A 24983-nucleotide genomic window follows, 5' to 3' on the forward strand; every position below is an offset into this window, starting at 1 on the left:
GCAGGAGCTCATATGCACCGCGATGTAACCCATATGCCTTCCCCATCCATGCGCGCCGATCCGCCTGCAGACCTTGCCGTCGCCGGCATGCTGGCCGGGGCCGATGGACCGCAGCAGCTGGCCGACCGCATCGCTGCGGTCAATCGCGAGCTGGCGCGCTGGGATAGCAATGGCGGCCTGGCGCACTGGCAACCGGGCCCCGGCCTCGATCCGCGCGCCGCGGCGGCGCTGAAGGATTACCTGGCCGGCTGCCTGGCCCTGCCCGCGTGGGCCGAGCCGGAGCGCATCGCGCGCGCCGAAAGCCTGTTCATGGACATGAGCATGCTGTCCTGCACCCTGCTGTTCTGCGCCAGCCTGCCGGAATGCTATGTGCTGCCCGACCTGTCGGCTGTGCTGCACGCGGCAGGTCAGCTCGAGGCACACACCGACTACCGGGTGCGCGCCACCGCCGCCATGATCTTCCCCGTCATGCTCGCGGGCGGGCTGACCGCCGGCGAGGGCGCCGGCGTGGCCCAGGCGCTGAAGGTCAGGCTGATCCACGCCACCATCCGCCACCTGATCCTGCGCGGCTCACCCGAGGATTCGCTCGGCGCCGGCCCCGTGCGGCCGCTGCTGCCGGCCGGCGGCGGCATCTATCACACGCTGTATGCCCACGGCTGGGACACCGCGCGCAACGGCCTGCCGTGCAACCAGGAAGAGCTGGCCTATACCCTGCTGACCTTCCACTATGTGTTCCTGCGCAGCCTGTGCAAGCTGGGCCTGGGCCTGGAGCGCCAGGACGAGGCAGACTACCTGCATGCCTGGAACGTGCTGGGCCACATGCTCGGCATCGAGCGCTCCCTGATGCCCGATACCATGGAACAGGCGCAGCAAGCGTTCACGGAGATCCAGGCGCGCGGCCGGGAACTGGTGCGCGCGCCGGACCCGCGCCCGGCCCTGGCGGCGGCCCTGATGCGCGCCATGGAAGACGAGATTCCGCTGCGCCTGTTCAAGCCCTTCCCAACCCTGCTCACGCGCCACCTGTGCGGCCGCGACGCCAGCGCCGACCTGGGACTGAACAAGCGCCAGCCGCTGTTCTCACGGCTCGTGTTCGCGGGCGGCCTGGCCGTGGTGCGCGCCATCGACGCCACCGTGCGCCTCATCGTGCCGGGCTTCTCGATCAGCCGCATGCTCACGCGCGCCTTCGGCTACCGCCTGGTGACCCGCTTCCTGATGGACCAGACCCGGCCCCTGCGCCTGCCCGACGCGCTGCTGGGCCAGGTGCAGGATGCGCTCGGCCAGTGGCGTCACGACCCACGCGCGCCGCGCTGGATGAACCGGCTCGAAGCGCGGCTGGCCGGGCACCGCGCCACGGCAGCGGCAGTCGCCGGCGCTGACGCCGAAGCAGACCAACGGGCGGCTTGACCATGCGCGCCCTGTCCATCTTCCTCGGCCTGGCGCTCTGCCTTTTACTGTCCACCGGCGCCGGCGCTGCCCCGGCCAGCGTCGTACTCCTGGCCGCCGACACCCCGGCGGTCGAAGGCTGGCCCGCGGCGAGCCTGCTGCGCGACACCAGCAAGACCCTGGACGCGGCTGGCGCCCTGGCCGCGCCGGAACGCTTCACGGCGCCCGACAAGGCCTATGGCACCCTGGGCCTGAATCCGGCGCCGAGCTGGATCCGCATCCCGTTCCGGGTCGCGTCCGACGCCCCTGCGCATTGGGTGGTGCAGTTCGACGTCGCCCTGCTGGAATACCTCGACGTCTACCTGGTCGATGGCAAGGAGCTGCGCAAGCTGGCGGCCACCGGCCGGCGCCAGGATATGGAAGGCGCGCTCAAGGGGCGCGTCCCCGCCATCGCGCTCGAGCTCACGCCCGGCCACGACTACACCCTGCTGGTGCGGGTACAGTCGCGCGGTCCGAAGCTGCTGCCGGTGACCTTCTTCCAGCCGGACGCCTTCCACCAGGCCTCGCTCGTGGAGCAGATGCTGCAAGGCCTGTTGTTCGGCATCGCCGCCTGCCTGGTGCTGTATAGCCTTGGCCAGTGGGTCGCCCTGCGCGACGGCCTGTTCCTCAAGTATGCGCTGTTCATCGGCGGCCTGACCGTCTACCTTGCGACCTGGTACGGCACGGCCGAACAGTTCCTGTGGCGCGACCACCTGTGGCTCAGCGAGCACATGATGGGGATCGCGTCGATGATCGGTTCGGTCGGCGCCTACCTGTTCGTCGAGCAGATCATGGCGCGGCCCGGGCGCGACCGCAAATTCCGGATCGTGATGCGCAGCGGCGCGGCGATCTGCGCGCTGTCCGCCGTGGCCTGGGCCTTCGACTGGATCGCGCACCTGCCGATGATCGTCATCACCTCCACGGTCGGCGCGGTGCCGATGCTGCTCGGCGTGCCGGCCGCATTCCGGCGCATGCGCGAACGCGACGCGATCGGCGCCTATTTCCTGATCAGCTGGGTGGCCAGCTACGGCGGCACGATCACCCAGACCCTGCTCGCGGCCGGCGAGGTGCCGGTCAACTTCTGGACCGCCCACTCGCTGCAACTGGGGATCACCTTCGACATGCTGGTCTTCATGCGCATCCTGAGCCTGCGCGCCAAGGCGCTGCGCGAGGCGATGCAGCGCGCCGAGACCGAGGCGCGCATGAAGTCCGAGTTCCTGGCCAATATGAGCCACGAGATCCGTACCCCGATGAACGCGATCATCGGCATGAGCCGGCTGGCCCTGATGGCCGATCCGAATCCAAGGCTGGGCAACTACCTTTCCAAGATCCTCGGCGCCGGCGAACACCTGCTGGGCATCATCAACGACATTCTCGACCACTCGAAGATCGCGGCCGGCAAGATGTCGGTGGAGGCGGTGCCGTTCTCGCTCGACGAGATGCTCGAACAGCTGTCCAACCTGGTCGGGGTAAAAACCGACGCCAAGGGCATCGAGCTGGTATTCCGGGTCGGGCCCGGCGTGCCGGCGCGGCTGGTGGGCGATCCGCTGCGCCTGGGCCAGGTGCTGATCAACCTGACCGGCAACGCGGTCAAGTTCACCGAGCACGGCGAGATCGTGGTCGCGGTCGAGGCGCGGCCCGGTGCGGCCGGCGACGGCCGGGTCATGCTGGCGTTCTCGGTCAGCGACACCGGTATCGGCATGACCGCTGGCCAGCTCGAATACCTGTTCGACTCCTTCACCCAAGCCGACAGCTCGACCACCCGCCAATACGGCGGCACGGGCCTCGGCCTGTCGATCTCGCGCCAACTGGTCGAGCTGATGGGAGGGACGATCTCGGTCCAGAGCACGCCCGGCGCCGGCAGCTGCTTCACCTTCACCGTCCCGCTCGGGATCGACGACGGCCAGGGCGGCGCCGGCGCGCTGCGCCCGGCGATCCTGACCGACCTGCGCGCCCTGGTGGTCGACGACAGCGCCAGCGCGCGCGCCGCGCTGGCCGAGATGCTCGACACCTTCGGCGCCCAGGCCGACAGCGCCGCCTCGGGCGAGGAATGCCTGCGCATGCTGGCCGCGGCGCAGGCCGAAGGCCGCCCCTACCAGATCGTGCTGATGGATTACCTGATGCCCGACCTGGACGGCATCGCCACCATCCGCCGCATCCCCGCCTACGTGGCCGGGGCCACGCCGCCGGCGATCCTGATGGTGTCGGCCGTCGGCCGCGAAGCGGTGCTGGAAACGGCCGGCGAGCTCCCGGTCGACGCCTTCATCAACAAGCCGGTCGGCCCGGCGCTGCTATACCACAGCATGCTGCAGGTGCTGCATCCGCACGCCGCGCCGGCGCAGGACAGCGTCGACGAAGGCGCCGACCGCAAGCCGCCGGGCATCATGGCCGACCTGCCGCGCCTGGATGGCGCGCGCATCCTGCTGGCCGAGGACAACGCCAACAACCGCGAGGTCGCGCTCGACTTCATGGCGGCCGCGCGCATGCAGGTCGACGTCGCCTTCAACGGCGTGGAAGCGGTGCGCATGGCGCGCGAGGGCGACTACGACCTGGTGCTGATGGACATCCAGATGCCGGAGCTGGACGGCCATGCGGCCACGCGCCAGATCCGCCTCGATCCACGCCTGCGCACGCTGCCGATCGTGGCCATGACGGCGCACGCCATGGCCAGCGACCGCGCGCAAAGCCGCCTGGCCGGCATGAACGACCACGTGACCAAGCCGATCGACCCCGACCTGCTGTTCTGCACCCTGCTCAAGTGGATCGACCCGGCGCGCCTCGCCGGCCGCGCCATCCCGCAAGCCTCGGGGCAAGGAGCGGCGACGGCGCAGCCGGCGACGGGCGCGCGCGCCCTGCCGGCCGTGCCTGGAATCGACTGGCGCCTGGCCCTGGACAATGTCGACGGCCAGCGCAGCCGGCTCGAAAAACGCGCCGGCAGTTTCGTGCGCGAATACGGCAGCGCGCCCGACATCCTGCGCGAGGCATTGAACGGCGGCGACCATGCGCGCATGCAGTCGCTGGCGCACAACCTCAAATCGAGCGCGGCCTATATCGGCGCCTTCGAGCTGTCCGCCGCCGCCGGCCGCCTCGACCAGGACCTGCGCACCGGACTGCATGAACGGATCGGGGTCCAGGTGCCGGCCCTGATCGCCGCCGCCGAACCGGTACTGGCAGGCCTGGCCCAGCTGGCGGCCGCCGGCCGGCCGCAGCCGACCGATCCGCAGGCGCTGGCGGAGGTGTTCGCCCGCCTCGACGCCTGGCTGCGCGCCGACGATGCCCGCGCCGAGGACGCGCTCGACCACCTCGAGGCGCTGCTGGCCGGCGGCCCGTACGCGCAGGACCTGGCGCCGCTGCGGCGCGCCATCGACGAGGTCGAATACGGCGCCGCGCTGGCGCCGCTGGCGCGGCTGGCACAGCGGATTGGAGTCCGGATTGTGCCCCAGACCGAGGACAGTGTCTGAGGCGGCGCGCCGCCACGGTCATCGGCCCGGTACTGCGCGGCCCGGTACTGCGCCGCGCTACCGCGCGCCACCCAGGGCCGGTCGCGGGGCGCACAGGCACTGTCCACGGCAGAGTCTTCCTGCTAGACTGCCGAGCGGTTCGCCTGCCGCTTCCATCGAAAGATCCATGACGCCCACGCCATCTGTCCCGCACCTCCCGGCCCCTGGCGCCTTCGTGCGCCTGGCGATGGCATTCATCCTTCTGATTCTCTGCGCGTTGCCGGCGCAAGCGGCGCCGCTGCAGCTGGCGCGCGACGCCCAGGTGATCGAGGCCTGGCCCGCCGTGACTGTCCTGCACGACGCCGACAACCGCCTGGACGCGGCGGCCGCGCTGGCGGCCCCGGAGCGCTTCGAGCAGCCGCGCACCGCCTACGCGACCCTGGGCATGCTGCCCGGGACCACCTGGCTGCGCATCCCGGTGACGGTGCCGAAGGACGCCACCAATGGCTGGGTACTGCAGGTCGACTACGCCCTGCTCGACGAACTGGACGTCTACCTGGCCCGCCCCGAAGGCCTGGAGAAGATCGCGAGCCTGGGCCGCATGCAGGCGCCGTCCGGCGAATCGCTTGCCGGCCGGGTTCCGGGCGCCCTGCTGCGCCTGATTCCCGGCACCGACTACACGGTCTTGCTGCGCGTGCGTTCGGTCGGCCCCAAGATCCTGCCGATCACCTTCATGCAGCCGCATGCCGTGCTGCCCAATGCACTGGGCGAGCAGATCCTGCAAGGACTGCTGCTGGGCCTGCGCATCACCCTGTTCCTGTATGCGATCGGGCAGTGGATCACGTTGCGCGACCACCTGTTCGGCAAGTACGCGCTGCTGGCGGCCGGAGTGACCGTGTACTCGGCCGCCTGGTTCGGCATCGCCGGCCAGTACGTCTGGCCAGGCAACGCCTGGCTGCTCGAACACGGGGCCGGCATTGCCTCGATCCTGGCCTCGTGCGGCGCCTACCTGTTCGTCGAGCAGTCGCTGGCCCGCCCCGGACGCGACCGCATCTTCAGTCTGCTGATGAAGACGCTGGCCGGCCTGTGCGTGGTGACCGCGCTCGGCTTCGGCTTCGGCCTGATCAGCCATCGCTACCTGGTCATGATCGTCGGTACGCTCGGGATCCTGCCGATGCTGCTCGGCCTGCCCGGCGCCTTCCGCCGCGCGCGCGCCGGCGACATGGTCGGCACCTATTTCCTGATCGGCTGGGCCGGCGCCTTCGCCTGCGCGCTGATCACCGCCCAGCTGATCAACGGCAGGCTGCCGGCCAACTTCTGGACCATGCACGCGCTGGTGTTCGGCAGCACCTTCGACATGCTGGTCTTCATGCGCATCCTGGGCCTGCGCACCAAGGCGATCCGCGAAGCGATGCTGCGCGCCGAAGCCAGCACCCGCATGAAATCCGAGTTCCTGGCCAATATGAGCCATGAGATCCGCACCCCGATGAACGCCATCATCGGCATGAGCCGGCTGGCCCTGATGAGCGAACCGGCGCCCGCCCTGCGCAACTACCTGGGCAAGATCCTCGGCGCGAGCGAACACCTGATGGGCATCATCAACGACATCCTCGATTTCTCGCGCATCGAGGCCGGCAAACTGCATCTCGAGGAAGTGCAGTTTGACCTGGACGAGCTGCTCGAACACCTGTCCAGCCTCACCGCGGTGAAGGCCGAGGCCAAGGGCCTCGAGCTGGTGTTCCGGGTCGGACCCGGCGTGCCGACGCGCCTGGTCGGCGACCCGCTGCGCCTGGGCCAAGTGCTGATCAACCTGACCGGCAACGCCGTCAAGTTTACCGAGCATGGCGAAATCGTGGTGGCGGTCGAGGCGGAGAAGACCGTAGCCGGGCGCGTGACGCTGGCGTTCTCCGTCAGGGACACCGGGATCGGGATGACCGAGGAAGCCATCGGACGCCTGTTCCAGTCGTTCAGCCAGGCCGACAACTCGACCACCCGCAAGTATGGCGGCACCGGCCTTGGCCTGTCGATTTCGCGCCAGCTGGTCGAACTCATGGGCGGCGACATCGCGGTGCGCAGCGCACAGCGCAAGGGCAGCTGCTTCACCTTCAGCGTGCCGCTCGGGATCGCCGACGGCCAGTCCGCCGCCGCCAATGTACGCCAGGCCCTGCTGCAAGACGTGCGCGCGCTGGTGGTGGACGACAGCGCCACCGCCCGCAGCGCGCTGTCCGAGATGCTGGACGGCCTGGGCATGCGCGCCGACACCGCGGCTTCGGGCGAGGATTGCCTGGCGCTCCTGGCCCGCGCCGACGCCGCCGGCCAGCCCTACCAGGTCGTGCTGATGGACTACCTGATGCCGGGACTGGACGGGATGGAGACGATCAGCCGCATCCGCAGTAGCGCGCAAGAACACGGGCACGACCGCCCTCCACCAGCGATCCTGATAATCTCGGCCTGCACCCGCGAGACCGTGATGGGCGAAGAAGGCGAACTGCCGGTCGACGCCTTCCTGCACAAGCCGGTCGGTCCCGCCCTGCTCTATCACAGCCTGCTGCAAGCGCTGCATCCGCAGCTTGGCCCCATCGAACCTATGGAAAAATATTTGCCGGCCATGGCCGACCTGCCGCGCCTGGACGGCGCGCGCATCCTGCTCGCCGAGGACAATGCCAACAACCGCGAGGTGGCGCTCGAATTCATGGCCGCCGCCCGCATGCAGGTGGACGTCGCCTTCAACGGCGTGGAAGCGGTGCGCATGGCGCGCGCCGGCGACTACGACCTGGTGCTGATGGACATCCAGATGCCCGAGATGGACGGCCTCGCGGCCACCCGCGAGATCCGCCTCGATGCGCGCCTGCTCGAACTGCCGATCGTGGCCATGACCGCGCATGCGCTGGCCAGCGACCGCGCGCTGAGCCGCCTGGCCGGCATGAACGACCACGTGACCAAGCCGATCGACCCCGACCTGCTGTTCTGCACCCTGCTCAAGTGGATCGACCCGGCGCGCCTGGAAGGACGCCCGGCGCCGCAGGGATTCCAGCCCGCCGTCCAGGCGCAGGCCCCGGGCCACGACCCTGCCTCCACGGCGACGCTGCCGGCGGTGCCCGGCATCGACTGGCGCCTGGCCCTGGACAAGGTCGACGGCCAGCACCGCCGCCTGGAAAAGCGCGCCGGCAGCTTCGTGCGCGAATACGCCGCTGCGCCGCGCATCCTGCGCGACGCGCTGGCGGCGGGCGACCACGCGCGCCTGCAAGGGCTGGCGCACAACCTGAAGTCGAGCGCCGCCTACGTCGGCGCCTTCGAGCTGGCCGGCGCCGCCAGCCGCCTGGAGCAGGACCTGCGCGCCGGCCAGCTGGAACGGGTCGGCATCCAGGTGCCCGCGCTGGTGGCGGCCGCCGAATCGGTGCTGGCGGGCCTGGCCCAGCTGGCCGCCGCCACCCTGCCCAAGCCGAGCGATCCGAAGGCGCTGGCGGCAATCGTCGCGCGCCTCGAGGACCACCTGCGCAGCGACGATGCGCGCGCCGAGGACGCGCTGGCCCAGCTCGAAGCGCTGCTCGCGGTCAGCATCGACCCGAACCGGTACGACACCGCGCTCGATGGCGTGCGGCGCGCTGTCGCCGATATCGAGTATGCTGCCGCGCTGGCGCCGCTCGCTGCGCTGGCGGCGCAACTCGATCTCTGTCATAGCCTCAGCCTCGAAAGCAGCCGATGAACATAGTGGAGAACCAGAAGGTGCTGGTGGCGGACGACGACGCCATCAATCGCGAAGTGCTGGGCGAATTGCTCAAGCCCGAATACACGGTGCTGCTGGCCCGCAACGGCGCCCAGACCCTGGAGCGCGCCACGCGCCACCTGCCCGACCTGATCCTGCTGGACGTGATGATGCCCGACATGGACGGCTACGAGGTGCTGCGCCGCCTGCGCAGCGACCCGCAGACGGCACATATCTCGGTGATCTTCATCTCGGGCCTGGACCGCCCCGAGGACGAGGCCAACGGCCTCAAGATGGGCGCCTCGGACTACATCGTCAAGCCCTTCAACCAGACCGTGGTGATGGCGCGCGTGGCGCTGCACCTTCAGGTGGTGCGCCAGCGCCGCATGCTGGAACGGCTGGCGAACATCGACGGGCTGACCGAACTGGCCAACCGCCGCCGCTTCGACGAAATGTACAGTCTCGAATGGCAGCGCGCGCGGCGTTCGGGACGACCACTGTCGCTGGCCCTGCTCGACATCGACGCCTTCAAGCAGTTCAACGACCGCTACGGCCATCCGAGCGGCGACCGCGCGCTGCGCTCGGTGGCGCGGGTGGCCGGCGCCGCCATGCGCCGCCCGGGGGATATGGCGGCGCGCTACGGCGGCGAGGAATTGCTGCTCATGATGCCCGAAACCGACGTGTTCGAAGCACGCCGGATGGCCGAAGGGGTGCGCGAGGCGGTGATCGCCCTGAGCATCGCGCACGAGGCGTCGGGCGTGGCGCCGCTGCTGACGGTGAGTATCGGCGGCGCCACGCTCGATCCAGAGGGCGACGAAGGGCCAGCCGAACTGTTCGAGGCGGCCGACGCCCAGCTATACCGCGCCAAGCAGAGCGGACGCAACCAGGTGTGGTGGCGCGAGGGCGGCGCCGCGGTCTGAAGATTACTGGGCCTTGGCGCGCTTCTTGAAGGTCGCCACCCGGTACAGATACCAGCCGAAGAGGCCGATCAGGATCGCCTTCGACACCGGATCGACGTAGTGCGCCACCCGTTCATACTGGCTTTCCAGCATGTAGCCGGCGCCGGTCAGGATGCCGGTCCAGACCAGCGAACCCACCGTCGAGTACAACAAGAACTGCCCCATTGGCATGCCGGCCAGGCCGGCCGGGACCGAGATCAAGGTGCGGATGGCCGGGATCAGGCGCCCGAACAGCACGACCTTGCGTCCATGCTTCTCGAACGACTCCATCGCATGCTCGATGTCGCCATGGGTCACGGTCAGCCAGCGCGCATGCTTGTCGGCAAATTTTTCCAGACGCTCCTTGCCGTAGACCTTGCCGGCGTAATACCAGGGCAAGGCCCCTGCCACCGAGCCGGCCGTGCCGGCAATCAACACGCCAATCACGTTCAGGTCGCCGCGCGCGGCGACGAAACCGGCGAACGGCATGATCAACTCGGATGGGATTGGCGGGAAAATATTTTCCAACGCCATCAGGGCGAACACGGCCAGGTAACCGCCGCTCTGCATGAATTCGGTGATGAAGTCGAACACGGGGCACTCCTACGGGTTAGGCAGTCTCCACCATATCCAGTTCGATAGTGCGCTTCTGTTCGCTTTCGTACGGATCGGCGGCGACGCCTGGCCGGTTCAGGCAGCGCCATACGTGGGGCGACAGGCCGATCACCTCGTGGAAAGTGCGGGTGAAATGCGACTGGTCGCAGAAACCGTGGGCGTGGGCAATGGTCGTGAGCGGCGTGTTCGAGCTGACCATCGCCTCGCAGGCGGCCGCCAGCCGGCGCCGGATCACGTACATGCGCGGCGGCACGCCGACACTGTGCTTGAAGGCGCGCGTGAAATGGCTGACGCTCAGGCCCAGTGTTGCCGCCAGGCTGGCCGTGCGCAGGGTGGCGCCCAGGTTGGCGTCGATGTAGTCGGTGACCCGCCTCACCTGCCAGCGCGGGAGGCCGCCGTGGCAAGAATGGATGGCCCGGCCCTCGGCTGCGGGCCGGAACGGGATGGCGATAGGGATCGATGGCGCGGTCTGCATGGTGCTCTCCAGGGTGGTCGTGTTCGAGACGATCTGGACAGCATGTTGCCGCCCGCTGGAGATGTTGCACAGACAAGTTAGAGCCCCCGCCTACCCCCACTAAAGTGGGGGGGGCTTGCATCAGGCGACGCCGGCGTCCGCGAGCACGGCGCGGAAGGTTACTTCGATCAGTTGCGGCGGCAATGCAAGGCGGGTGACGCCGATCAGGTTACTGGCGCATTGCGGCTGGTCGATGCCGTAGAACTCCTTCCTGACTTTGCCTGCCACGGCAAACGCGGCATCGACGTCAAGTACATAGAGCGTTTCTTCGACGACATCGTCCAGCGTCGCGCCGAACCGGGCCAGCAGGTCGATGGCGTTACGGTAGGTCTGGCGCATCTGTTCTTCCATGCCGCTGAAGTCAAGCGGGCGGCCCTGTGCGTCGAGCGGCGCCGGTGCGACGAGTTGTCCGTCCTTGTCGTGGCCCAGCTGGCCGGACAGGTAGACCACGTCCTTGACTTGCACTGCCTGGCTGTAGCCATAGATCGATTCCCACGGAACCCCGTGGTTGGCGGTTTTCTTGCTAAGCGTAAAGTTCTTGTCCATGCTGCATGCTCCCGGTTCGTTGTCGAAGGCGATGTGCGCGCCGGGAATCCCAGCCCGCAACCGTGAGCGATTCTGACAAAAGCATCACGCTATCGTCTTGCAGGAATCTGCTGTCGCGGCGGATCCGGATCAGATTTCGAGGAATCCCCGCTCGATCCCGATGGTCACGGCATGGGTCCGGTTATTGGCGCCCAGCTTGTCCATGATGCTGCGCAGGTGGCCCTTGACCGTGTCCTCGGACAGGTTCAGGGCGGCGCCGATCTGCTTGTTGCCGTTGCCGCGGGCGATCAGCTCCAGCACCTGCAGCTCGCGCACCGTCAGGCTTTCCTGGCCCAGGTGGCGCGCCAGCTCGCCGGCGATCTCGGACGGGATATAGCGGTGACCGGCGGCCAGCACGCGGATGGCGTCGGTCAGTTCCTTGCGCAAGGAGCTCTTGAGGAGGTAGCCCTGGGCGCCGCTCTTGATCGCCTGCATGGCGCGGGCGTCGCCGCGGAAGGTGGTCAGGATCGCCAGGCAGGCGTGGGGGAATTCGGCCCGGATCGCGGCGATCGCGTCCATGCCGTTCAGGTGCGGCATCTGCAGATCGACCAGGGTGACATGGGGCCGCAGCTTGCGGTAAAGCGCGACCGCCTCGAGGCCGTCGGACGCTTCGCCGACCACCCGCATATCGGGCTGGCTGGCGATCACGGCCGCGATCCCCTCGCGCATCAGGGGATGGTCGTCGGCGATCAGGACGTCGATGGTGCGCTGTTGACTATTCACGGTGCTCCTCTTCTTGTTCTTGGCTGGCGACGGGCATCATGCCAGCGCCGCCACGTGGCGTCCAGTCACGACGCCCCCCGCTCGATCCGGTTCGGCACCAGCCATAGCGCCGCCAGCAGCACATGGATCAGCGCCGCCAGCGGCGGCTGCCACAGCGATACCCCCACCGCCAGCGCGTACATGGCCAGCGACAGCCGGTTCTTGGCGTTCTGCCAGGTATGGGCATGATCCAGGCCGGCAAGCGTCCCCAGGCGCCACGACAGCAGCATGAAGGACACCGAGCACAGGAACAGCACCACGCCGTACAGGGCCACCGGCGCCGGCGCCGTCGGGTATTCGGCCGCCCAGGCGGTCACGAACGGGATCAGCGACATCCAGAACAGCAGGTGCAGGTTGGCCCACAGCGTCGCCCAGTCGACCCGCTCCACGCGCTCGAACAGCGCATGGTGGTTGACCCAGTAGATGCCGACGTAGACGAAACTCAGGGCATAACGCAACCAGCCCGGCACGACCGCCAGCATGTCGCCGAGGGTCGTGCCGTGCGGAGGCGTCAGCTCCAGCACCATGATGGTGAGGATGACGGCGATCACGCCGTCGCTGAACGCCTCCAGGCGGGTCTTGGTCATATGTCCTTCCTAGGCCTGGTCCAGGCTGGGCTTGACCAGGTGCAGGCACAGGATCGCCACCGGCACGATCAGCGCCACGAAGCCGAACGCCAGGAACAGGAAAGCCCCCGCCGCGCAGCCGATCGCGAAGCCGAACAGCGGCCAGAAAAACTTGCTGCAGCGCGCCGTGGTGGCCGCATCGCCGGCGCCGCGCAGCTGGTCGACGGAATCGATCACAAGCTGGGTCACGTTCCCGGTCATCATCGAGGTCGGCGCCAGGTGGGCCAGCAGCAGCTTGCTGGCCGCGCTGTGGGCGCCCATGGCCGCGGTGCCGAGCAGGCCGGCCGCCATGGCCAGCGCCGACATATCGCGCGCCACCGGCTCGGACAGCATTCCGCAGGCCATGAAGCCGATCAGCAGGACCAGTTGCAGCAGGTACGAAGGCCGATGCGCGTCGACGCCGCGCCGCTCGCACGACGCCACCAGCAGGCGCGCCGCGGCGATGCCGAGGATGAAGGCCGGGAAGGCCAGGATCTTCAGCAGCGACGGAATGTTCGCCGGATCGGCCAGCGAAGCGCCGAGCAGCACGAAGTTGCCGGTAACGTGGGCCGTGAACAGGCCGAACAGGCCGATGAAGCCCAAGGTATCAACATAGCCGCCGAGGAAGCCCATATTGAAACCCTGCAGGCGCGATGGGGCAGGAGTAGCGGCCATCATCAGAACGCGAAGCAGCTGCAGCCGAGTGCGCCCCAGAAGCTGCTGTAATCCGACACTGGCATGCTCGAGCGACGCGCCTTGTCATGGCTGTGGGCGTGCACGCCGCATGGGCCGCTGCACTGGTGCGGCAGCGCTTTCTGCTGCACGCTTTGCTGCACTCCTGGTTCGACCTTCCTCCAGTGGCCCGGCACCTTGCTCACCGGCGACCATTCGGGCAGCACCGGAATCGGCGGCGGCCCAAGGCTGGTGAATTCAGCGGCGCCGTACACGATGCGGCCGCCGACCACGGTCAGCACCGATTCGATCGCCTTGATCTCTTCGGCGTCGATGCTGAAGAAATCCTGCGACAGCACCGCCAGGTCGGCCAGCATGCCTTCGCGGATGCGACCTTTACGCTCTTGCTCGTTGGAGAACCATGCGCTGCCCGCAGTCCACAGTTCCAGCGCTACCTGGCGCGGCAAGTGGCCGGCGGTGCCGTACAGTGGCAGGCCACCCACGGTGCGGCCCGTCACCAGCCAGTACAGCGATGTCCACGGGTTGTAGCTGGCCACGCGGGTGGCGTCGGTGCCGGCGCCGACCGGCACGCCGGTTTCCAGCATCCGTTTCACCGGCGGCGTCGATTCGGCCGCCGCGCTGCCATAACGCTCGACGAAATACTCGCCCTGGAAGGCCATGCGGTGCTGGATCGCGATGCCGCCGCCGAGCGCGGCGACGCGGTCGATATTGCGCTGGGTGATGGTCTCGCAGTGGTCGAACATCCAGTGCAGGCCGTCGAACGGGATGTCGCGGTTGACCTTCTCGAACACGTCGAGCATGCGCGAGATGGATTCATCATAAGTCGCATGCAGGCGGAACGGCCAGCGCTGGGCCACCAGGTGGCGCACCACGCGTTCGAGTTCGTCTTCCATGCCGGGATCGAGGTCCGGGCGCGGCTCCAGGAAATCCTCGAAGTCGGCCGCCGAGAACACCAGCATCTCGCCGGCGCCGTTGGCGCGGTAGTAGTCGCTGCCCTGCCCCGGCGTCACCATGCCGGTCCAGCGCTGGAAGTCTTCCAGCTCCTTGCCCTTGTTCTGGGTGAACAGGTTGTAGGCGATGCGGATGGTGAGCTGCTCGGCCTTGTCGAGTTGCTCGATGACCGCGTAGTCCTCGGGGTAATTCTGGAAGCCGCCGCCGGCGTCGATCGCGCTGGTCAGGCCCAGGCGGTTCAGTTCGCGCATGAACTGCCGGGTCGAGTTCACCTGCAGGTCGTAGGGCAGCTTGGGGCCCTTGGCCAGGGTCGCGTACAGGATCATCGCGTTCGGACGCGCGATCAGCATGCCGGTCGGGTTGCCGGCGCCATCGCGCACGATCTCGCCGCCCGGGGGATTCGGCGTGTCTTTCGTGTAGCCCACCGCGCGCAGGGCCGCGCGATTGAGCAAGGCGCGGTCATACAGGTGCAGGATGAACACCGGCGTATCCGGCGCGGCGGCGTTGATCTCGTCCAGCGTCGGCATGCGGCGCTCGGCGAACTGGAATTCGTTCCAGCCGCCCACCACCCTCACCCACTGCGGATTCGGCGTGCGGTCGGCCTGTTCCTTCAGCATGCGCAGGGCGTCAGCCAGCGAGGGCACGCCTTCCCAGCGCAGCTCGAGGTTGTAGTTGAGGCCTCCGCGGATCAGGTGCAGGTGCGAGTCGTTCAGGCCCGGCACGACGGTGCGGCCGTTCAGGTCGATCACCTGGCTGCCGTCACGGCGGTGGCGCATCACGTAGTCGGTGTCGCCCACGGCCAGGAAGCGTCCGTCCTGGATGGCGACGGCGCTGGCCTGGGGCTGCTCGCGGTCGATCGTGTTGAAGCAACCGTTGATGAGGATAAGCGGCGGGGTGGACTGTGCTTGGTTCATGCGTGTACTCCAAATGTCGCCGGGCGTGACGCGCCCGGCGGGTTTGCGGCAACCGCCGCGCGCTTTGGAGGGCGTGCGGCGGCGAGAACTTCGGTAAAACTCAGCGTGCTGGAACGGGCGCCAGCACCTCGTGCGTGCCCTGGGCGCGCGCCGGGGCCTTGTGGACCATGGTGTAGGCATAGTCCACGCCCATGCCGTAGGCGCCCGAGTGCTCGGTGACGATCTTCATCACGTCGTTATAGGTGTCGCGGTGGGCCCAGTCACGCTGCCACTCGAGCAGCACCTGCTGCCAGGTCACCGGCACCACGCCGGCCTGCACCATGCGCAGCATGGCCATGTCGTGCGCTTCCTTGGTGGTGCCGCCCGAGGCGTCCGACACCATGTAGATTTCGTAGTCGCCTTCCAGCATCGCGCACAAGGCGAAGGTGGTGTTGCACACCTCGGTCCACAGGCCGGCCACGATGACCTTCTTGCGGCCGTTGGCCTTGAGCGCATCGCGCACCTTCTGGTCGTCCCACGAGTTCATCGAGGTGCGCTCCAGGATCTGATGGCCCGGGAACACGTCCAGCAGCTCCGGGTAGGTGTGGCCCGAGAACGATTCGGTTTCGACCGTGGTGATCGTGGTCGGGACGTTGAACACCTTGGCCGCCTTGGCCAGGCCGACGACGTTGTTCTTCAGGGTCTGGCGGTCGATCGACTGCACGCCGAACGCCATCTGCGGCTGGTGGTCGATGACGATCAGCTGCGAATTCTGCGGGGTCAGGACTTCGAGTTTTGGATTGCTCATGATGTTCTCCTTTTGGTGATGAAAATGTGAGGATCAGCCCTGGCGCGGGCCGTCCTTGACGCCAGGCTCCGGCGCCTTGGCGGCCACGCCGGTGATCTTGGGTTTGCATTCGCTGGCGAACCAGCTGGCGGTGATCGGCGCGCCCTCGATCAGGCGCTTGGCGACCGGGACGATCTGTTCGCCGATCAGCATGCCGAGCAGGCCGATCAGGGCGATGGCGGGCGGCGCCGGCGAGCGCACGTTGATCAGGCCGTACAACAGGCCGGCCAGGATGCCGGCGCCCAGTGAAATCAGATACATGTCCAGCTCCTCCTTGCGGGAGGCGCCAAATCGGCGCCCGTTCATTCCAGTATCGTTAGACCATCGCCGCGGCGATAGAATCAGATTGCTATTTTCAAAGCCCGGGGGCTTGGATTGTTGCGCGCCTTGGCGCTACCATTGCGCCATCACGCACCACGGGACCTACAATTGCTCAAGCTCAGCCTCGACGCCCTCCAGATCATCGAAACCATCGCCCGCCGCGGCTCCTTCGCCGGGGCTGCGAAAGAACTGTTCCGCGTGCCCTCGACCATCTCCTACACGGTCTCCAAGCTCGAGGATGACCTGGGCGTGCGCCTGTTCGACCGCTTCGGCCCCAAGGTGACGCTTACCGCCGCCGGCCAGGAACTGCTCAAGGAAGGCCGCTACCTGTTGCGCGCCGCCGGCGACCTCGAATCGCGGGTGCGGCGCGTGGCCTCGGGCTGGGAAACCGAGATCGCCCTGGGCATGGATTCGGTGCTGTCGGCCGGCGCGCTGCAGCCCGACATCGAAGCCTTCTATGGCGTGGCCGACCAGACCCGGCTGCGCATCGTGCGCGAGTCGCTGTCGGGCACCTGGGACGCCCTGCTCGACCGCCGTGTCGACCTGCTGGTGGGCGCCGCCGGCGAGGGCCCGTCGGGCGGCGGCTATACCGCCGAACCGCTCGGCACCAGCGCCTTCGTGTTCACGGTCGCCCCGCACCATCCGCTGGCGCGGCTCGAGCATCCGCTCGACAAGACCGACCTGCTGCCCTACCGGGCGATCTCGGTCTCGGACTCGGCGCGGGTGCTTGGCGCACGCACGGTCGGCCTGCTGTTCGGGCAAGAGACGCTGGCGGTGCCCGATATGCGCACCAAGTACGAGTTCCAGGTCCAGGGCCTCGGCTTCGGCTTTCTACCGGAGGCATGGGCGCGACCGGCCATCGACCAAGGCTTGCTGATCGAAAAACAGGTGGTGGAGCCGAAGGCGGACGAGACTTTCTATCTCGCCTGGCGCAGCGGCGAGGATGGCGCCGCGCTCAAGTGGTGGATCGAGCGCATGCGCACGGGTGGCGCATTCGCCCGCATGCTGCCCGACCCGTGCGCGGGGCCGGCCGAGGCTTAAACCCCCTCGGTGTGGATGTGGATCGTGCCGGACAGGGTCTTGTGGACCGGGCACTTGTTGGCGATGTCGAGCAGGCGAGCGCGTTCGTCCTCGCTCAGTTGGCCGACGAATTCGATGTGGCGGCGCAGTTCGTAGGCGCCGTCCTGCTGGCCGTGGTCGATCGCGACCCGCACGTCGTCGAGTTGCATGCCTTTGCGCTTCGCGTACATCGTCACGGTCAGCGCGGTGCAGGCGGCCAGGGACGCGGCCAGCAGATCGTGGGGTTCAGGGCCACTGTCGTCGCCGCCGAAGGCTTCGGGGGCGTCGGCAATCAGCTCGTGCTTGCCGATCCTGATCTTGTATTGAAGCTTATCGTTGCCGCGGGTGGTCGTCACTTGCATCGTCGTCTCCTGTTATCGTGGTGATCGAGGCGCCGCCCCGCTGGCGGGACGGCGTTTTACATGGCTGCTGATGGTCGCTTACTGTGGCAGGTCGAACAATAACACTTCGGCGCCGGCGGCCTGGGCCAGGGTCACGGCTTCTTCACCGCTGACCTTCAGTGCGTCGCCGCCTTCCAGGGCGATGCCATTGACCGTCACCTGGCCGCGCACCACGTGGACATAGGCCTGGCGGCCGGCGCCCAGAGTATGTTTGACCTCGTCCTCGCCATCGAGGATGGTCGCATACAGGGCGGCATCCTGGCGGATCGAGACCGACCCTTCGCGGCCGTCGGGCGACCCGATCAGGCGCAGCTTGCCGGTCTTGTCGGCCGTGTCGAAGTGCTTTTCTTCGTAGCGCGGCTCGGCGCCGCCCACGTTCGGCATGATCCAGATCTGCAGGAAGTGCACGCCCTCTGTTTTCGAGTGGTTGTACTCGCTGTGCACCACCCCTGAACCCGCGCTCATGATCTGCACGTCGCCGTAGCGCAGCACCGAACCGTTGCCCATGCTGTCCTTGTGCTCCAGCGCGCCGTCGAGCACATAGGAAATGATCTCCATATCGCGGTGGCCGTGCGAATCAAAACCGCGGCCGGGCTGCACCTTGTCTTCGTTGATGACGCGCAGCGGACCGAAGCCCATATGCTTCGGATCGTGGTAGTGGCCGAAGGAGAAGGTGTGCTTCGAGTCCAGCCAGCCAAAGCTTGCGCCGCCGCGTTCATTGCTTTTACGTACGTTCAACATGGTGTCATCCTTTCGTGGGGGTGATCATCGAAGCGCTCGATCGCCAGGGCGGGGAATCCGCCGGTCGATCTGTCTTGCGTTCGATGCGATGGAGTCATTATGCTCGCGCCACGAAGAGTTGAAAAACGGGTAATTTAGCGGCCTTTCATCGAAATTTTCGAACATGACCCAAAAGCCCGGTGGGCGGCCGCCACGCCGCCGCCCACCGCGCGCCGTCCGGTCAGAACTTCAGGCTGGCGCGCGCGTAGTAATAGCCGCCATTGATGCCGAAGGGAGAGAAGGCCGGATAGATCGTCACCGCGCCGTTGTCCAGGTTGGCGCGCTGCTCGGCCAGCACCAGCGGGTTGACCATGTCCGGGTACTCGTTGAACAGGTTGTTCGCCCCCAGCGACAGGGTCCAGGCCTTGCTGAACTGGTAGCTCACCTCGAGATCGGTCAGCAGCTTGGGTTTGATCTTGTTTTCATAGTAGACCGAACCGTCCGACGAGAACTGCTCCGACGATTTGCCGAAGTAGTTCTCGCGCAGGTTGACGGTCCATGCGCCCACCTTCCACAGTGCGCCCAGGTTGACCCGCATGCGCGGCGAGGCGGTCTCCAGGTGCGAGATCGCGGTCTCGTCGAGCAGGGTCTGCGGTTGCAGCTCGGGCGGCGCCTGGTTGATCTTGATGACCTCCACATGGTTGTAGTTAGCCGCCGCCGACCAGTCGACCCGCCCGTAGCTGCCGTAGTTGCTGGTCATGGTGGCCACCGCCTCCATGCCGCGGCTGCGCGTATTGACCGCATTGGAGAAGATGTTGATCCCGGTCTGGACCACGGTCGGATCGAGCACGTTGCCGTTGGCGAGGATCGCCGCCGTCACTGCCGGCGCATTGACCGCACCGCCGGAGCCATACAGGGCGCCGCTGCCGACGATGCGGTCGCGGATCGTGATCTGGTAGGCGTCGAGCGTGATCGCCAGGCCGGCCCGCGGATTGAGCACCAGGCCGGCGCTGATATTGGTCGAGGCTTCGGGCTTGAGGCCATTGATGCCCACCAGCCGCGCGCCTGGTGAATTAGGCGCCAGCTGCACGAAGGCGCTGCGCGGCGAGACGTTGGTGGCCGAATAATACGACTCGGCCAGCGTCGGCGCGCGGAAGCCGTTGCTGTAGGTCGCGCGCAGCGCCACCGCCGGCGAGAAGTCGTAGCGGCTGGTCAGCTTGCCGACCTTGGCGTTGCCGAAGTCGCTGAAGCGCTCGTAGCGGCCGGCGATGTCCACCGTCCAGCCGGGCAGCGGCTGGACCGCCAGGTTGACGTAAGCCGCCTTGTTGTTGCGGCTATGGCTGCCGGCGTCGGTGAGCGAGAAGCCGGGATACGACTGCGAGCCTTCCTTGTAGCGCGACGCGGCGTCGCCGGCCACGATCTCGTAGGTGTCGCGGCGGTGCTCGAGGCCCAGGGCCAAGGTCAGCGGCGAGGCCCAGCCGACGTCGAATTCGCGGCTCAGGTCGAAGTTATTGGCCCACTGGCTGGCGCGGAATTCGCCGGCATCGAATTCGAGCGGCGTGGCGCCGGTGTTGGTGTACAGCGAGATGTTGGCCGAGTTGGCCACGCCGAGCTTGGTCACGTCCTTGCCGTAGGTGCTGGACAGGTCCAGTTCTAGGCCCCGAACAGCCGGCCCTTGATCCCGAGGGTGAAGGCATAGTCTTCCTCGTCGAAGGTCTCTTGCGGGCTGAAGCCGAAGGGATAGATTTGCGGCAGCCGGTTCGGCATGCGGTAGTTCTCCCAGGCGCGCGCTTCCTTCTTGCCATAGGTCGCGAAGCTGTACAGCGACGTGTCGGCGCCGAAGTCGACCCCGAAATTGGCGGCGGCGATGTGCTGGCGATACTGGGCGTCGCCCTGGATCTTGTTCAGGTAGGGGTAGCCGGGCGCGTTGACCAGGGACGGCATTTCGGCCATGATGGCCGGGTCGACCACGCGCGGATCGATGCCGCCGCGCTCCGAGAAGCCGTGGTACTTGGTCTCGGCGGTCAGGCTCAGGAAGGCGTCGGCGAACGGGGTCAGGCCGTTATTGGCCATGCCGTCGCCGGTATGGCCGCCGCCGTCCATATAGCCGCCGCCGTTGACGTTGGCTGTGCCGCCGCGGCTGTTCGACTTGAGGATGATGTTGATCACGCCGGCGATGGCGTCGGTGCCGTATTGCGCCGCGGCGCCGTCCTGCAACACCTCGATGCGGTCGATCGCCGCCACCGGAATGTAGTTCAGGTCGGCCGCCGCGCCGCCCTGGTAAGGACCGCCCAGCACCGCCAGGTTGGCGGTGCCGTGGCGCCGCTTGCCGTTGACCAGCACCAGCGTATTGTTCGGGCTCAGGCCGCGCAGGCGCGCCGACAGCGTCATGTTCGCCATATCGCTGCCGAAGGCCTGGGCGTTGAGCGAAGGCAGGTTCTGCGACAGCGCCTGGATCAGGTCGGGCTGGCCGGTGCGGCCCAGCGAGGCCGCGTCCAGCACCTGGATCGGCGAGGCGCTGTTCTCGACCGTGAGACCGGCGGCGCGGGTGCCGGTGACGATCACCACGCCGCTGTTCGAGACGCCCTGCGGGGCGGCATCAGGCGCAGGCGCCGCTGCGCTGGCGGGCGCATTGTCCTCGTCGCGCCCGGCATCCGGGCCGGGTTCGGCGGCGGCATTGGCGCAGATGCCGCAGGTGAGCAGGCCGGCGATGCCGGTATGAAGAAAGCCTTTGACCATGTGTTTCCCCTAGTTGGAATTGTTAGACGAGAACAGCCTTGCTTGCTTCTTGCGGTTTGCTTGCCTACTTCTTCGCGGCGACCACCTCGATCTCCACCAGCCAGCCCGGATTGCTCAGGGCCGCCACCTGCATCACCGCGCGCGCCGGCAGATTGGGCTGGGCGCCGCCGAAGAACTGGGTATAGCCGGCCATGAAGCCGGCGACGTCGGCGCGGCCTCCGTGCTCCGGGTCGCCCACCAGGAACACCTGCATCTTGACCACGTCGCCCATGCCCAGGCCCATCCCCTGCAGGATGTCGCGGATGCGCTGCAGGACGCCGACCGTCTGGGTGCGGGTGTCGCCGAAGGCGGCGATCGAGTTCGGATCGCGCTCCTTGTGCACGACCGGCGGCACCTGGCCGCTGATGAAGTGGATGGTGGCGTTGGGCGGCACGCTCACTGCCTGGGCAATCGGGAAATCGGAGTTCGGGATCTTGTGACGCACGATGTCCTGGGCGCCCGCTGCAGCCGGCAGCAGCAAGGGCAGGAGCAGCAGCGAGGTGGCGAGTCGTGAGGCGGGACGGCGGTCGACATTCTTCATCAGCAGGCCTTTCATGGTGGTTGGAAGAAAACGGTTCAATGCTTGTTGCCGAAACGGTTGCGGCTGGCCGGCGGCAGCTGCAGGGCCGTGCGCAGCGCGCCGACCTCGGCGTCCGCGACCGGCGCGGCCCGGTTGCCCCAGCTGGCGCGCACATAACTGAGCACCGCCGCGATGTCGGCGTCATCGAGGCTGCCGCTGAAATCGGGCATGCCGCCGCGTCCCTTGAGCAGCACCTCGGTCGCCTCGGCCGGCGCGCCAATCGCCAGCGCGCTGCCGGCCAGCGCCGGGAATGCGCCGGGGATGCCGCGTCCGTCGGCCTGGTGGCAGGCCGCGCAATTCTTCGCGAACAGGGTCTTGCCGTCGGCGGCGTCTGGCGCCGTCTGCGCCAAGGCAGGGCCCGCGCACAGCCAGGCGGCCAGCGCCCAAAGCGTGAAAATGGGCTTCATGCGCTCGCCCTCCGGTGCAGCCGTTCGATCTGCTGCCAGGCCGATTCGATGGCCCCGGCCTGCCAGCCGGTGAGATAACTCAGGTGTTCGCCGGCGAGCTGCACCCTGCCCTCGCCCTCGAGCAGCAGCGGATAGGCGTCGCGGCGCGCCGCATCGTTCCATTCGGCCCAGCCGCCCAGGCTGTACTGAACCCGGTGCCAGGCCACCGAGAACGCGTTCTCGTAGGCGCTGCGGTAGGCGGGAAAGATTTTCTCGCCGGCGGCCAGCGCGAATTCGGTCCGCTGCGCCGTCGACAGCGCACTGACTTCGATGGCGTCGAGCGCATAGTTGTAGTAGCCGAGCACCACGCCCTTGCGCTGCTGCCAGCCGTTCGACGGCAGCGAGATCGTGTTGATGCCCTTGAGATCGGTGAGGACGTGGCCGCCGTAGATATGGTCGTCCTCTTCCCAGAAGCGGCGCCCCATCTGCAGGCCGATCTTTCCGACCGGGGCATAGGGCACGGCCTTGAGCGCCGCCTTGAAGCCGGGCGAGAAATCGGTGTCGATCATGCGCAGCACCGACAGCGGCAAGGTGCACAGGCAGTAATCGGCCTTCACGCTGGAGGCCTGGCCGCTGGCGGTGTCGTGCAGGTCGATGGTGACGCCGGCGGCGTCCTGGCGGATGCGTCGTACTTCGGCCCCGTAGCGGATCGTGTCGCCCAGGCGCGCGGCGAAGGCCTGCGGGATCCGGTCCATGCCGCCCACCGGCTGGAACATGGTCGCGTGCATCGGAAATTCCTGCACCGCGCTGTACACCTTGCCCACCCTGGCCGCGAGCAGGTCGCCGAAGGCCAGCGGGTCGGACGGCGTGCCGGCGCCCGGGACCAGGCCGGCGCCCGGATTGGTGGCGAAGCCGCGCCCGCTGCGGCCCTTGTAGGCCAGGTCGCCCACGCCGAGGGCACCTTCGCGCGCCAGGTAGTCGAGCAGCAGCATCTGGTCCTCGCTGCTCAATCGCACATCGAGCTGGCGCGACTGGACCGACTTGGCCAGCAATTCGGCGACGTGGCCGCGCATGTCGGCCTTGATCTGCGCCCCGCGCAGGCGCCGCTTCGACAAGGGCCCGCCCTCTTCAAGATAGACCCAGGCGTGGTCGTTCTCGTTGACCATCACCTCGAGCGGCACCGCGAATTCACGGGCGTAGTGCAGGGTCGACTGGTGGTCGAGCGGGATGCGCCATGGCCCGTGGTTGATGTAGTGGCCGCGGTCGAAGCGGCACAGCTGTTCCTCGCCACCGAGTTCGCGCAGCCTGAAACCACGGCGCGCCGTCTGGCAGCGCCCGCCAGCGTAGGGGCGCGCCTCGAGCACCTGCACCCGGTAGCCCAGCTTGCGCAACTCGTAGGCCGCGGAGAGGCCGGCCAGCCCGGCGCCGAGGATCGCGACCTTTTTTCCCTTGCCGCTGCCCGTGAGCGGCGGCGGCGCCGTCACCTTCGAGGCGATCCCCATGCCCCACGCATTCATCGACTTCAACAACAGCGCCGAGCCGCCGACGGCGGCCGCGCGGTGCAGGAAAGCACGCCGGGTCAGCGGCGATTTCACAGCGCTCATCCACACCTCCACATGTCAATACAAAGGACTCAGACAGGTGGCCTCAGAGCAATCGCCATGCCATTAAGGCGAGGATTTCGCGCTATAACATCCGGACAAAATAGAGTTTATTTACAGCCACTCCAAATGTAAGAAGGCTGTAAGCGAATTTATGCAAACAGAATTCGGGTTGACGCATGTCACACTCGTACGTACGAAACTGCCGGGTGCTGCTCGACTTGTGACAGCGCAAACATTATTCAAATTCACTGGCGCCGACACTGCAGCGGGCCCGGCGCCGACGGCCATGTGACACGCCAATGTCCGCGGCCACGGCCATGCACCGCTGTGGCGTCGAACCGCACCTTATTGGGTTACAGAAATAATCGATGCACCGCGACGGGCGGCCGGCGGCGGCCCGTCAGGCCGATGGCAGCAAGCCGTCGCGCACGATCCAGTAGCTGAACTGGCCGTAGCTCGGGATGGCCCCGGGCGCGGCATCGGCGAAGTGCTCGGCCAGCATCTGGCGATAGGCCGCGGCCGGCGAGAACCGGCGGTGCGTGCCCGCGTAGCGCGCCACCGCCTCCCGGAACAGCGCGCGCAGCGCATCGTCGATGTTGGCGCCCGGCCCCGCGCCCTTGCGCGGCCGACCGCGCTTGACGCCGGCGCGCGCTTCGCGCGTCTTGCCGCGCGCACCGGAATTGGCGTAGTCCGGTAGCAGCGCATCGAGGGTCTGGCCCCGTTCCCAGTAGCGGCGCAAGTAGCGCATGATGTTGGCGGGAGCGATGCCCTGCGCGGCGCTGCATGCCGCCACCATGGCGGCGCGCTCGCGCGACAGGTACAGCGCCGGGAGGTCCTGGTGCAGCGTGCGCACCACGTTCCAGGCCTTCAGTTGACGGCGGCGCTGGCTATCGGACGGGGCGCCTGCGGGGCTGACGGCGCGCCAGGGATCGGGCCGCAGCAGGCGCGTGCGCCGCTCGCGCAGCGCGGCGTACAGGACGCGCAGGGACGCCGGGCGGGGCAACGCCCCCGGAATGCCAAGCGCATAGATATAGGCCTGGGCGCCGGCCGGGTCGATCCACAGGATGCGCAGCGGACGGCCGGGAGCGTCCAGATATTCGATGACGTCATTCGGGAGGAACATGGGCGGGTCCTGTCGTTCAGGTGCCTCGCCCGTATGCAAG

The 24983-nt window shown here is 67.7% G+C and carries 22 protein-coding genes; 5 read left to right on the plus strand and 17 right to left on the minus strand.

Going from position 1 to position 24983, the window contains the following annotated elements; translation table 11 throughout:
• The first annotated feature begins 12 nt into the window (after positions 1–12).
• The 4 genes from FVD38_RS14540 to FVD38_RS14555 all read left to right on the plus strand — a co-directional run bounded on the left by FVD38_RS14540 (position 13) and on the right by FVD38_RS14555 (position 9488).
• Positions 13–1404, plus strand: coding sequence for an oxygenase MpaB family protein (locus tag FVD38_RS14540; RefSeq protein ID WP_147935471.1), 1392 nt, complete (start codon positions 13–15; stop codon positions 1402–1404).
• 2 nt (positions 1405–1406) lie between these two features.
• Positions 1407–4883, plus strand: a complete 3477-nt coding sequence (locus FVD38_RS14545; protein WP_147935472.1) for a hybrid sensor histidine kinase/response regulator — start codon at positions 1407–1409, stop codon at positions 4881–4883.
• A 166-nt stretch (positions 4884–5049) separates the two neighbouring features.
• Positions 5050–8568 (plus strand): hybrid sensor histidine kinase/response regulator, encoded by a 3519-nt coding sequence (locus FVD38_RS14550; RefSeq protein ID WP_147935473.1) that lies wholly within the window; start codon positions 5050–5052, stop codon positions 8566–8568.
• Complete coding sequence (locus tag FVD38_RS14555) at positions 8565–9488, plus strand: diguanylate cyclase domain-containing protein (protein ID WP_147935474.1); 924 nt, start codon at positions 8565–8567, stop codon at positions 9486–9488. Before FVD38_RS14550 ends, FVD38_RS14555 begins: the two co-directional genes overlap by 4 nt.
• A 3-nt stretch (positions 9489–9491) precedes the next feature.
• Here FVD38_RS14555 and FVD38_RS14560 read toward each other — a convergent pair whose 3' ends face one another.
• From FVD38_RS14560 to FVD38_RS14600, 9 genes are all read right to left on the minus strand, one after another.
• Positions 9492–10100: a DedA family protein gene (locus FVD38_RS14560; RefSeq protein WP_147935475.1), complete on the minus strand. Its 609-nt coding sequence runs from the start codon at positions 10098–10100 to the stop codon at positions 9492–9494.
• A gap of 16 nt (positions 10101–10116) precedes the next feature.
• Complete coding sequence (locus FVD38_RS14565) at positions 10117–10596, minus strand: helix-turn-helix transcriptional regulator (protein ID WP_147935476.1); 480 nt, start codon at positions 10594–10596, stop codon at positions 10117–10119.
• Positions 10597–10716: 120 nt separating this feature from the next.
• On the minus strand, positions 10717–11181 hold the full coding sequence (locus FVD38_RS14570) for a Rid family hydrolase (RefSeq protein ID WP_147935477.1): 465 nt from the start codon (positions 11179–11181) through the stop codon (positions 10717–10719).
• A gap of 129 nt (positions 11182–11310) precedes the next feature.
• On the minus strand, positions 11311–11943 hold the full coding sequence (locus FVD38_RS14575; RefSeq protein ID WP_123070160.1) for a response regulator transcription factor: 633 nt from the start codon (positions 11941–11943) through the stop codon (positions 11311–11313).
• Positions 11944–12008: 65 nt separating this feature from the next.
• Positions 12009–12569: a TMEM175 family protein gene (locus FVD38_RS14580; RefSeq protein WP_147935478.1), complete on the minus strand. Its 561-nt coding sequence runs from the start codon at positions 12567–12569 to the stop codon at positions 12009–12011.
• Between the two features lie 9 nt (positions 12570–12578).
• Positions 12579–13262, minus strand: coding sequence for a YoaK family protein (locus FVD38_RS14585; protein ID WP_370660642.1), 684 nt, complete (start codon positions 13260–13262; stop codon positions 12579–12581).
• Between the two features lie 2 nt (positions 13263–13264).
• A complete protein-coding gene (locus FVD38_RS14590) occupies positions 13265–15145 on the minus strand; it encodes an amidohydrolase (protein ID WP_147935479.1) in 1881 nt (626 codons plus the stop codon).
• A 100-nt stretch (positions 15146–15245) separates the two neighbouring features.
• Complete coding sequence (locus FVD38_RS14595) at positions 15246–15932, minus strand: hydrolase (RefSeq protein ID WP_147935480.1); 687 nt, start codon at positions 15930–15932, stop codon at positions 15246–15248.
• 33 nt (positions 15933–15965) lie between these two features.
• Positions 15966–16238, minus strand: a complete 273-nt coding sequence (locus FVD38_RS14600) for a XapX domain-containing protein (RefSeq protein ID WP_123070161.1) — start codon at positions 16236–16238, stop codon at positions 15966–15968.
• 162 nt (positions 16239–16400) lie between these two features.
• Between FVD38_RS14600 and FVD38_RS14605 the strand changes: the two genes are divergently transcribed.
• The gene (locus FVD38_RS14605; RefSeq protein ID WP_147935481.1) at positions 16401–17333 is read left to right on the plus strand and encodes a LysR substrate-binding domain-containing protein; all 933 of its coding nucleotides are present in this window, start codon (positions 16401–16403) and stop codon (positions 17331–17333) included.
• Here the strand turns inward: FVD38_RS14605 and FVD38_RS14610 are convergent.
• The 8 genes from FVD38_RS14610 to FVD38_RS14640 form a co-directional block, all read right to left on the minus strand.
• Positions 17330–17713 carry an OsmC family protein gene (locus tag FVD38_RS14610; protein ID WP_147935482.1) on the minus strand — a complete coding sequence of 128 codons (384 nt, stop codon included), beginning with the start codon at positions 17711–17713 and terminating at the stop codon, positions 17330–17332. The two genes, FVD38_RS14605 and FVD38_RS14610, sit on opposite strands and share 4 nt — an antisense overlap.
• A gap of 78 nt (positions 17714–17791) precedes the next feature.
• Entirely contained in the window at positions 17792–18493 is a 702-nt protein-coding gene (locus FVD38_RS14615) for a pirin family protein (protein ID WP_147935483.1), read from the minus strand.
• 220 nt (positions 18494–18713) lie between these two features.
• Entirely contained in the window at positions 18714–20093 is a 1380-nt protein-coding gene (locus FVD38_RS26885) for a TonB-dependent receptor plug domain-containing protein (RefSeq protein ID WP_229493674.1), read from the minus strand.
• 32 nt (positions 20094–20125) lie between these two features.
• Entirely contained in the window at positions 20126–21211 is a 1086-nt protein-coding gene (locus FVD38_RS26890; protein ID WP_229493675.1) for a TonB-dependent receptor plug domain-containing protein, read from the minus strand.
• 64 nt (positions 21212–21275) lie between these two features.
• Positions 21276–21806 carry a RidA family protein gene (locus tag FVD38_RS14625; RefSeq protein WP_229493677.1) on the minus strand — a complete coding sequence of 177 codons (531 nt, stop codon included), beginning with the start codon at positions 21804–21806 and terminating at the stop codon, positions 21276–21278.
• Positions 21807–21826: 20 nt separating this feature from the next.
• Positions 21827–22237 (minus strand): c-type cytochrome, encoded by a 411-nt coding sequence (locus FVD38_RS14630; protein WP_147935484.1) that lies wholly within the window; start codon positions 22235–22237, stop codon positions 21827–21829.
• On the minus strand, positions 22234–23820 hold the full coding sequence (locus FVD38_RS14635) for a flavin monoamine oxidase family protein (protein ID WP_229493679.1): 1587 nt from the start codon (positions 23818–23820) through the stop codon (positions 22234–22236). The genes FVD38_RS14630 and FVD38_RS14635 overlap by 4 nt, the downstream gene beginning before the upstream one ends.
• A gap of 400 nt (positions 23821–24220) precedes the next feature.
• Entirely contained in the window at positions 24221–24943 is a 723-nt protein-coding gene (locus FVD38_RS14640) for a hypothetical protein (protein WP_147935485.1), read from the minus strand.
• Between the last annotated feature and the right edge of the window lie 40 nt (positions 24944–24983).

Origin of the sequence: Massilia arenae (genome assembly GCF_008014745.1) — a bacterium.
GTDB classification, from domain to species: Bacteria; Pseudomonadota; Gammaproteobacteria; order Burkholderiales; family Burkholderiaceae_D; genus Telluria; species Telluria arenae.

Bases quoted from the DNA above. Each gene is read 5' to 3' on its own strand.
- FVD38_RS14540 (WP_147935471.1), top strand. From the start codon at position 13: ATGCACCGCGATGTAACCCATATGCCTTCCCCATCCATGCGCGCCGAT.
- FVD38_RS14545 (WP_147935472.1), top strand. From the start codon at position 1,407: ATGCGCGCCCTGTCCATCTTCCTCGGCCTGGCGCTCTGCCTTTTACTG.
- FVD38_RS14550 (WP_147935473.1), top strand. From the start codon at position 5,050: ATGACGCCCACGCCATCTGTCCCGCACCTCCCGGCCCCTGGCGCCTTC.
- FVD38_RS14555 (WP_147935474.1), top strand. From the start codon at position 8,565: ATGAACATAGTGGAGAACCAGAAGGTGCTGGTGGCGGACGACGACGCC.
- FVD38_RS14565 (WP_147935476.1), bottom strand. From the start codon at position 10,596: ATGCAGACCGCGCCATCGATCCCTATCGCCATCCCGTTCCGGCCCGCA.
- FVD38_RS14570 (WP_147935477.1), bottom strand. From the start codon at position 11,181: ATGGACAAGAACTTTACGCTTAGCAAGAAAACCGCCAACCACGGGGTT.
- FVD38_RS14580 (WP_147935478.1), bottom strand. From the start codon at position 12,569: ATGACCAAGACCCGCCTGGAGGCGTTCAGCGACGGCGTGATCGCCGTC.
- FVD38_RS14585 (WP_370660642.1), bottom strand. From the start codon at position 13,262: ATGGCCGCTACTCCTGCCCCATCGCGCCTGCAGGGTTTCAATATGGGC.
- FVD38_RS14590 (WP_147935479.1), bottom strand. From the start codon at position 15,145: ATGAACCAAGCACAGTCCACCCCGCCGCTTATCCTCATCAACGGTTGC.
- FVD38_RS14595 (WP_147935480.1), bottom strand. From the start codon at position 15,932: ATGAGCAATCCAAAACTCGAAGTCCTGACCCCGCAGAATTCGCAGCTG.
- FVD38_RS14610 (WP_147935482.1), bottom strand. From the start codon at position 17,713: ATGCAAGTGACGACCACCCGCGGCAACGATAAGCTTCAATACAAGATC.
- FVD38_RS14615 (WP_147935483.1), bottom strand. From the start codon at position 18,493: ATGTTGAACGTACGTAAAAGCAATGAACGCGGCGGCGCAAGCTTTGGC.
- FVD38_RS26890 (WP_229493675.1), bottom strand. From the start codon at position 21,211: ATGGTCAAAGGCTTTCTTCATACCGGCATCGCCGGCCTGCTCACCTGC.
- FVD38_RS14625 (WP_229493677.1), bottom strand. From the start codon at position 21,806: ATGAAAGGCCTGCTGATGAAGAATGTCGACCGCCGTCCCGCCTCACGA.
- FVD38_RS14630 (WP_147935484.1), bottom strand. From the start codon at position 22,237: ATGAAGCCCATTTTCACGCTTTGGGCGCTGGCCGCCTGGCTGTGCGCG.
- FVD38_RS14635 (WP_229493679.1), bottom strand. From the start codon at position 23,820: ATGAGCGCTGTGAAATCGCCGCTGACCCGGCGTGCTTTCCTGCACCGC.
- FVD38_RS14640 (WP_147935485.1), bottom strand. From the start codon at position 24,943: ATGTTCCTCCCGAATGACGTCATCGAATATCTGGACGCTCCCGGCCGT.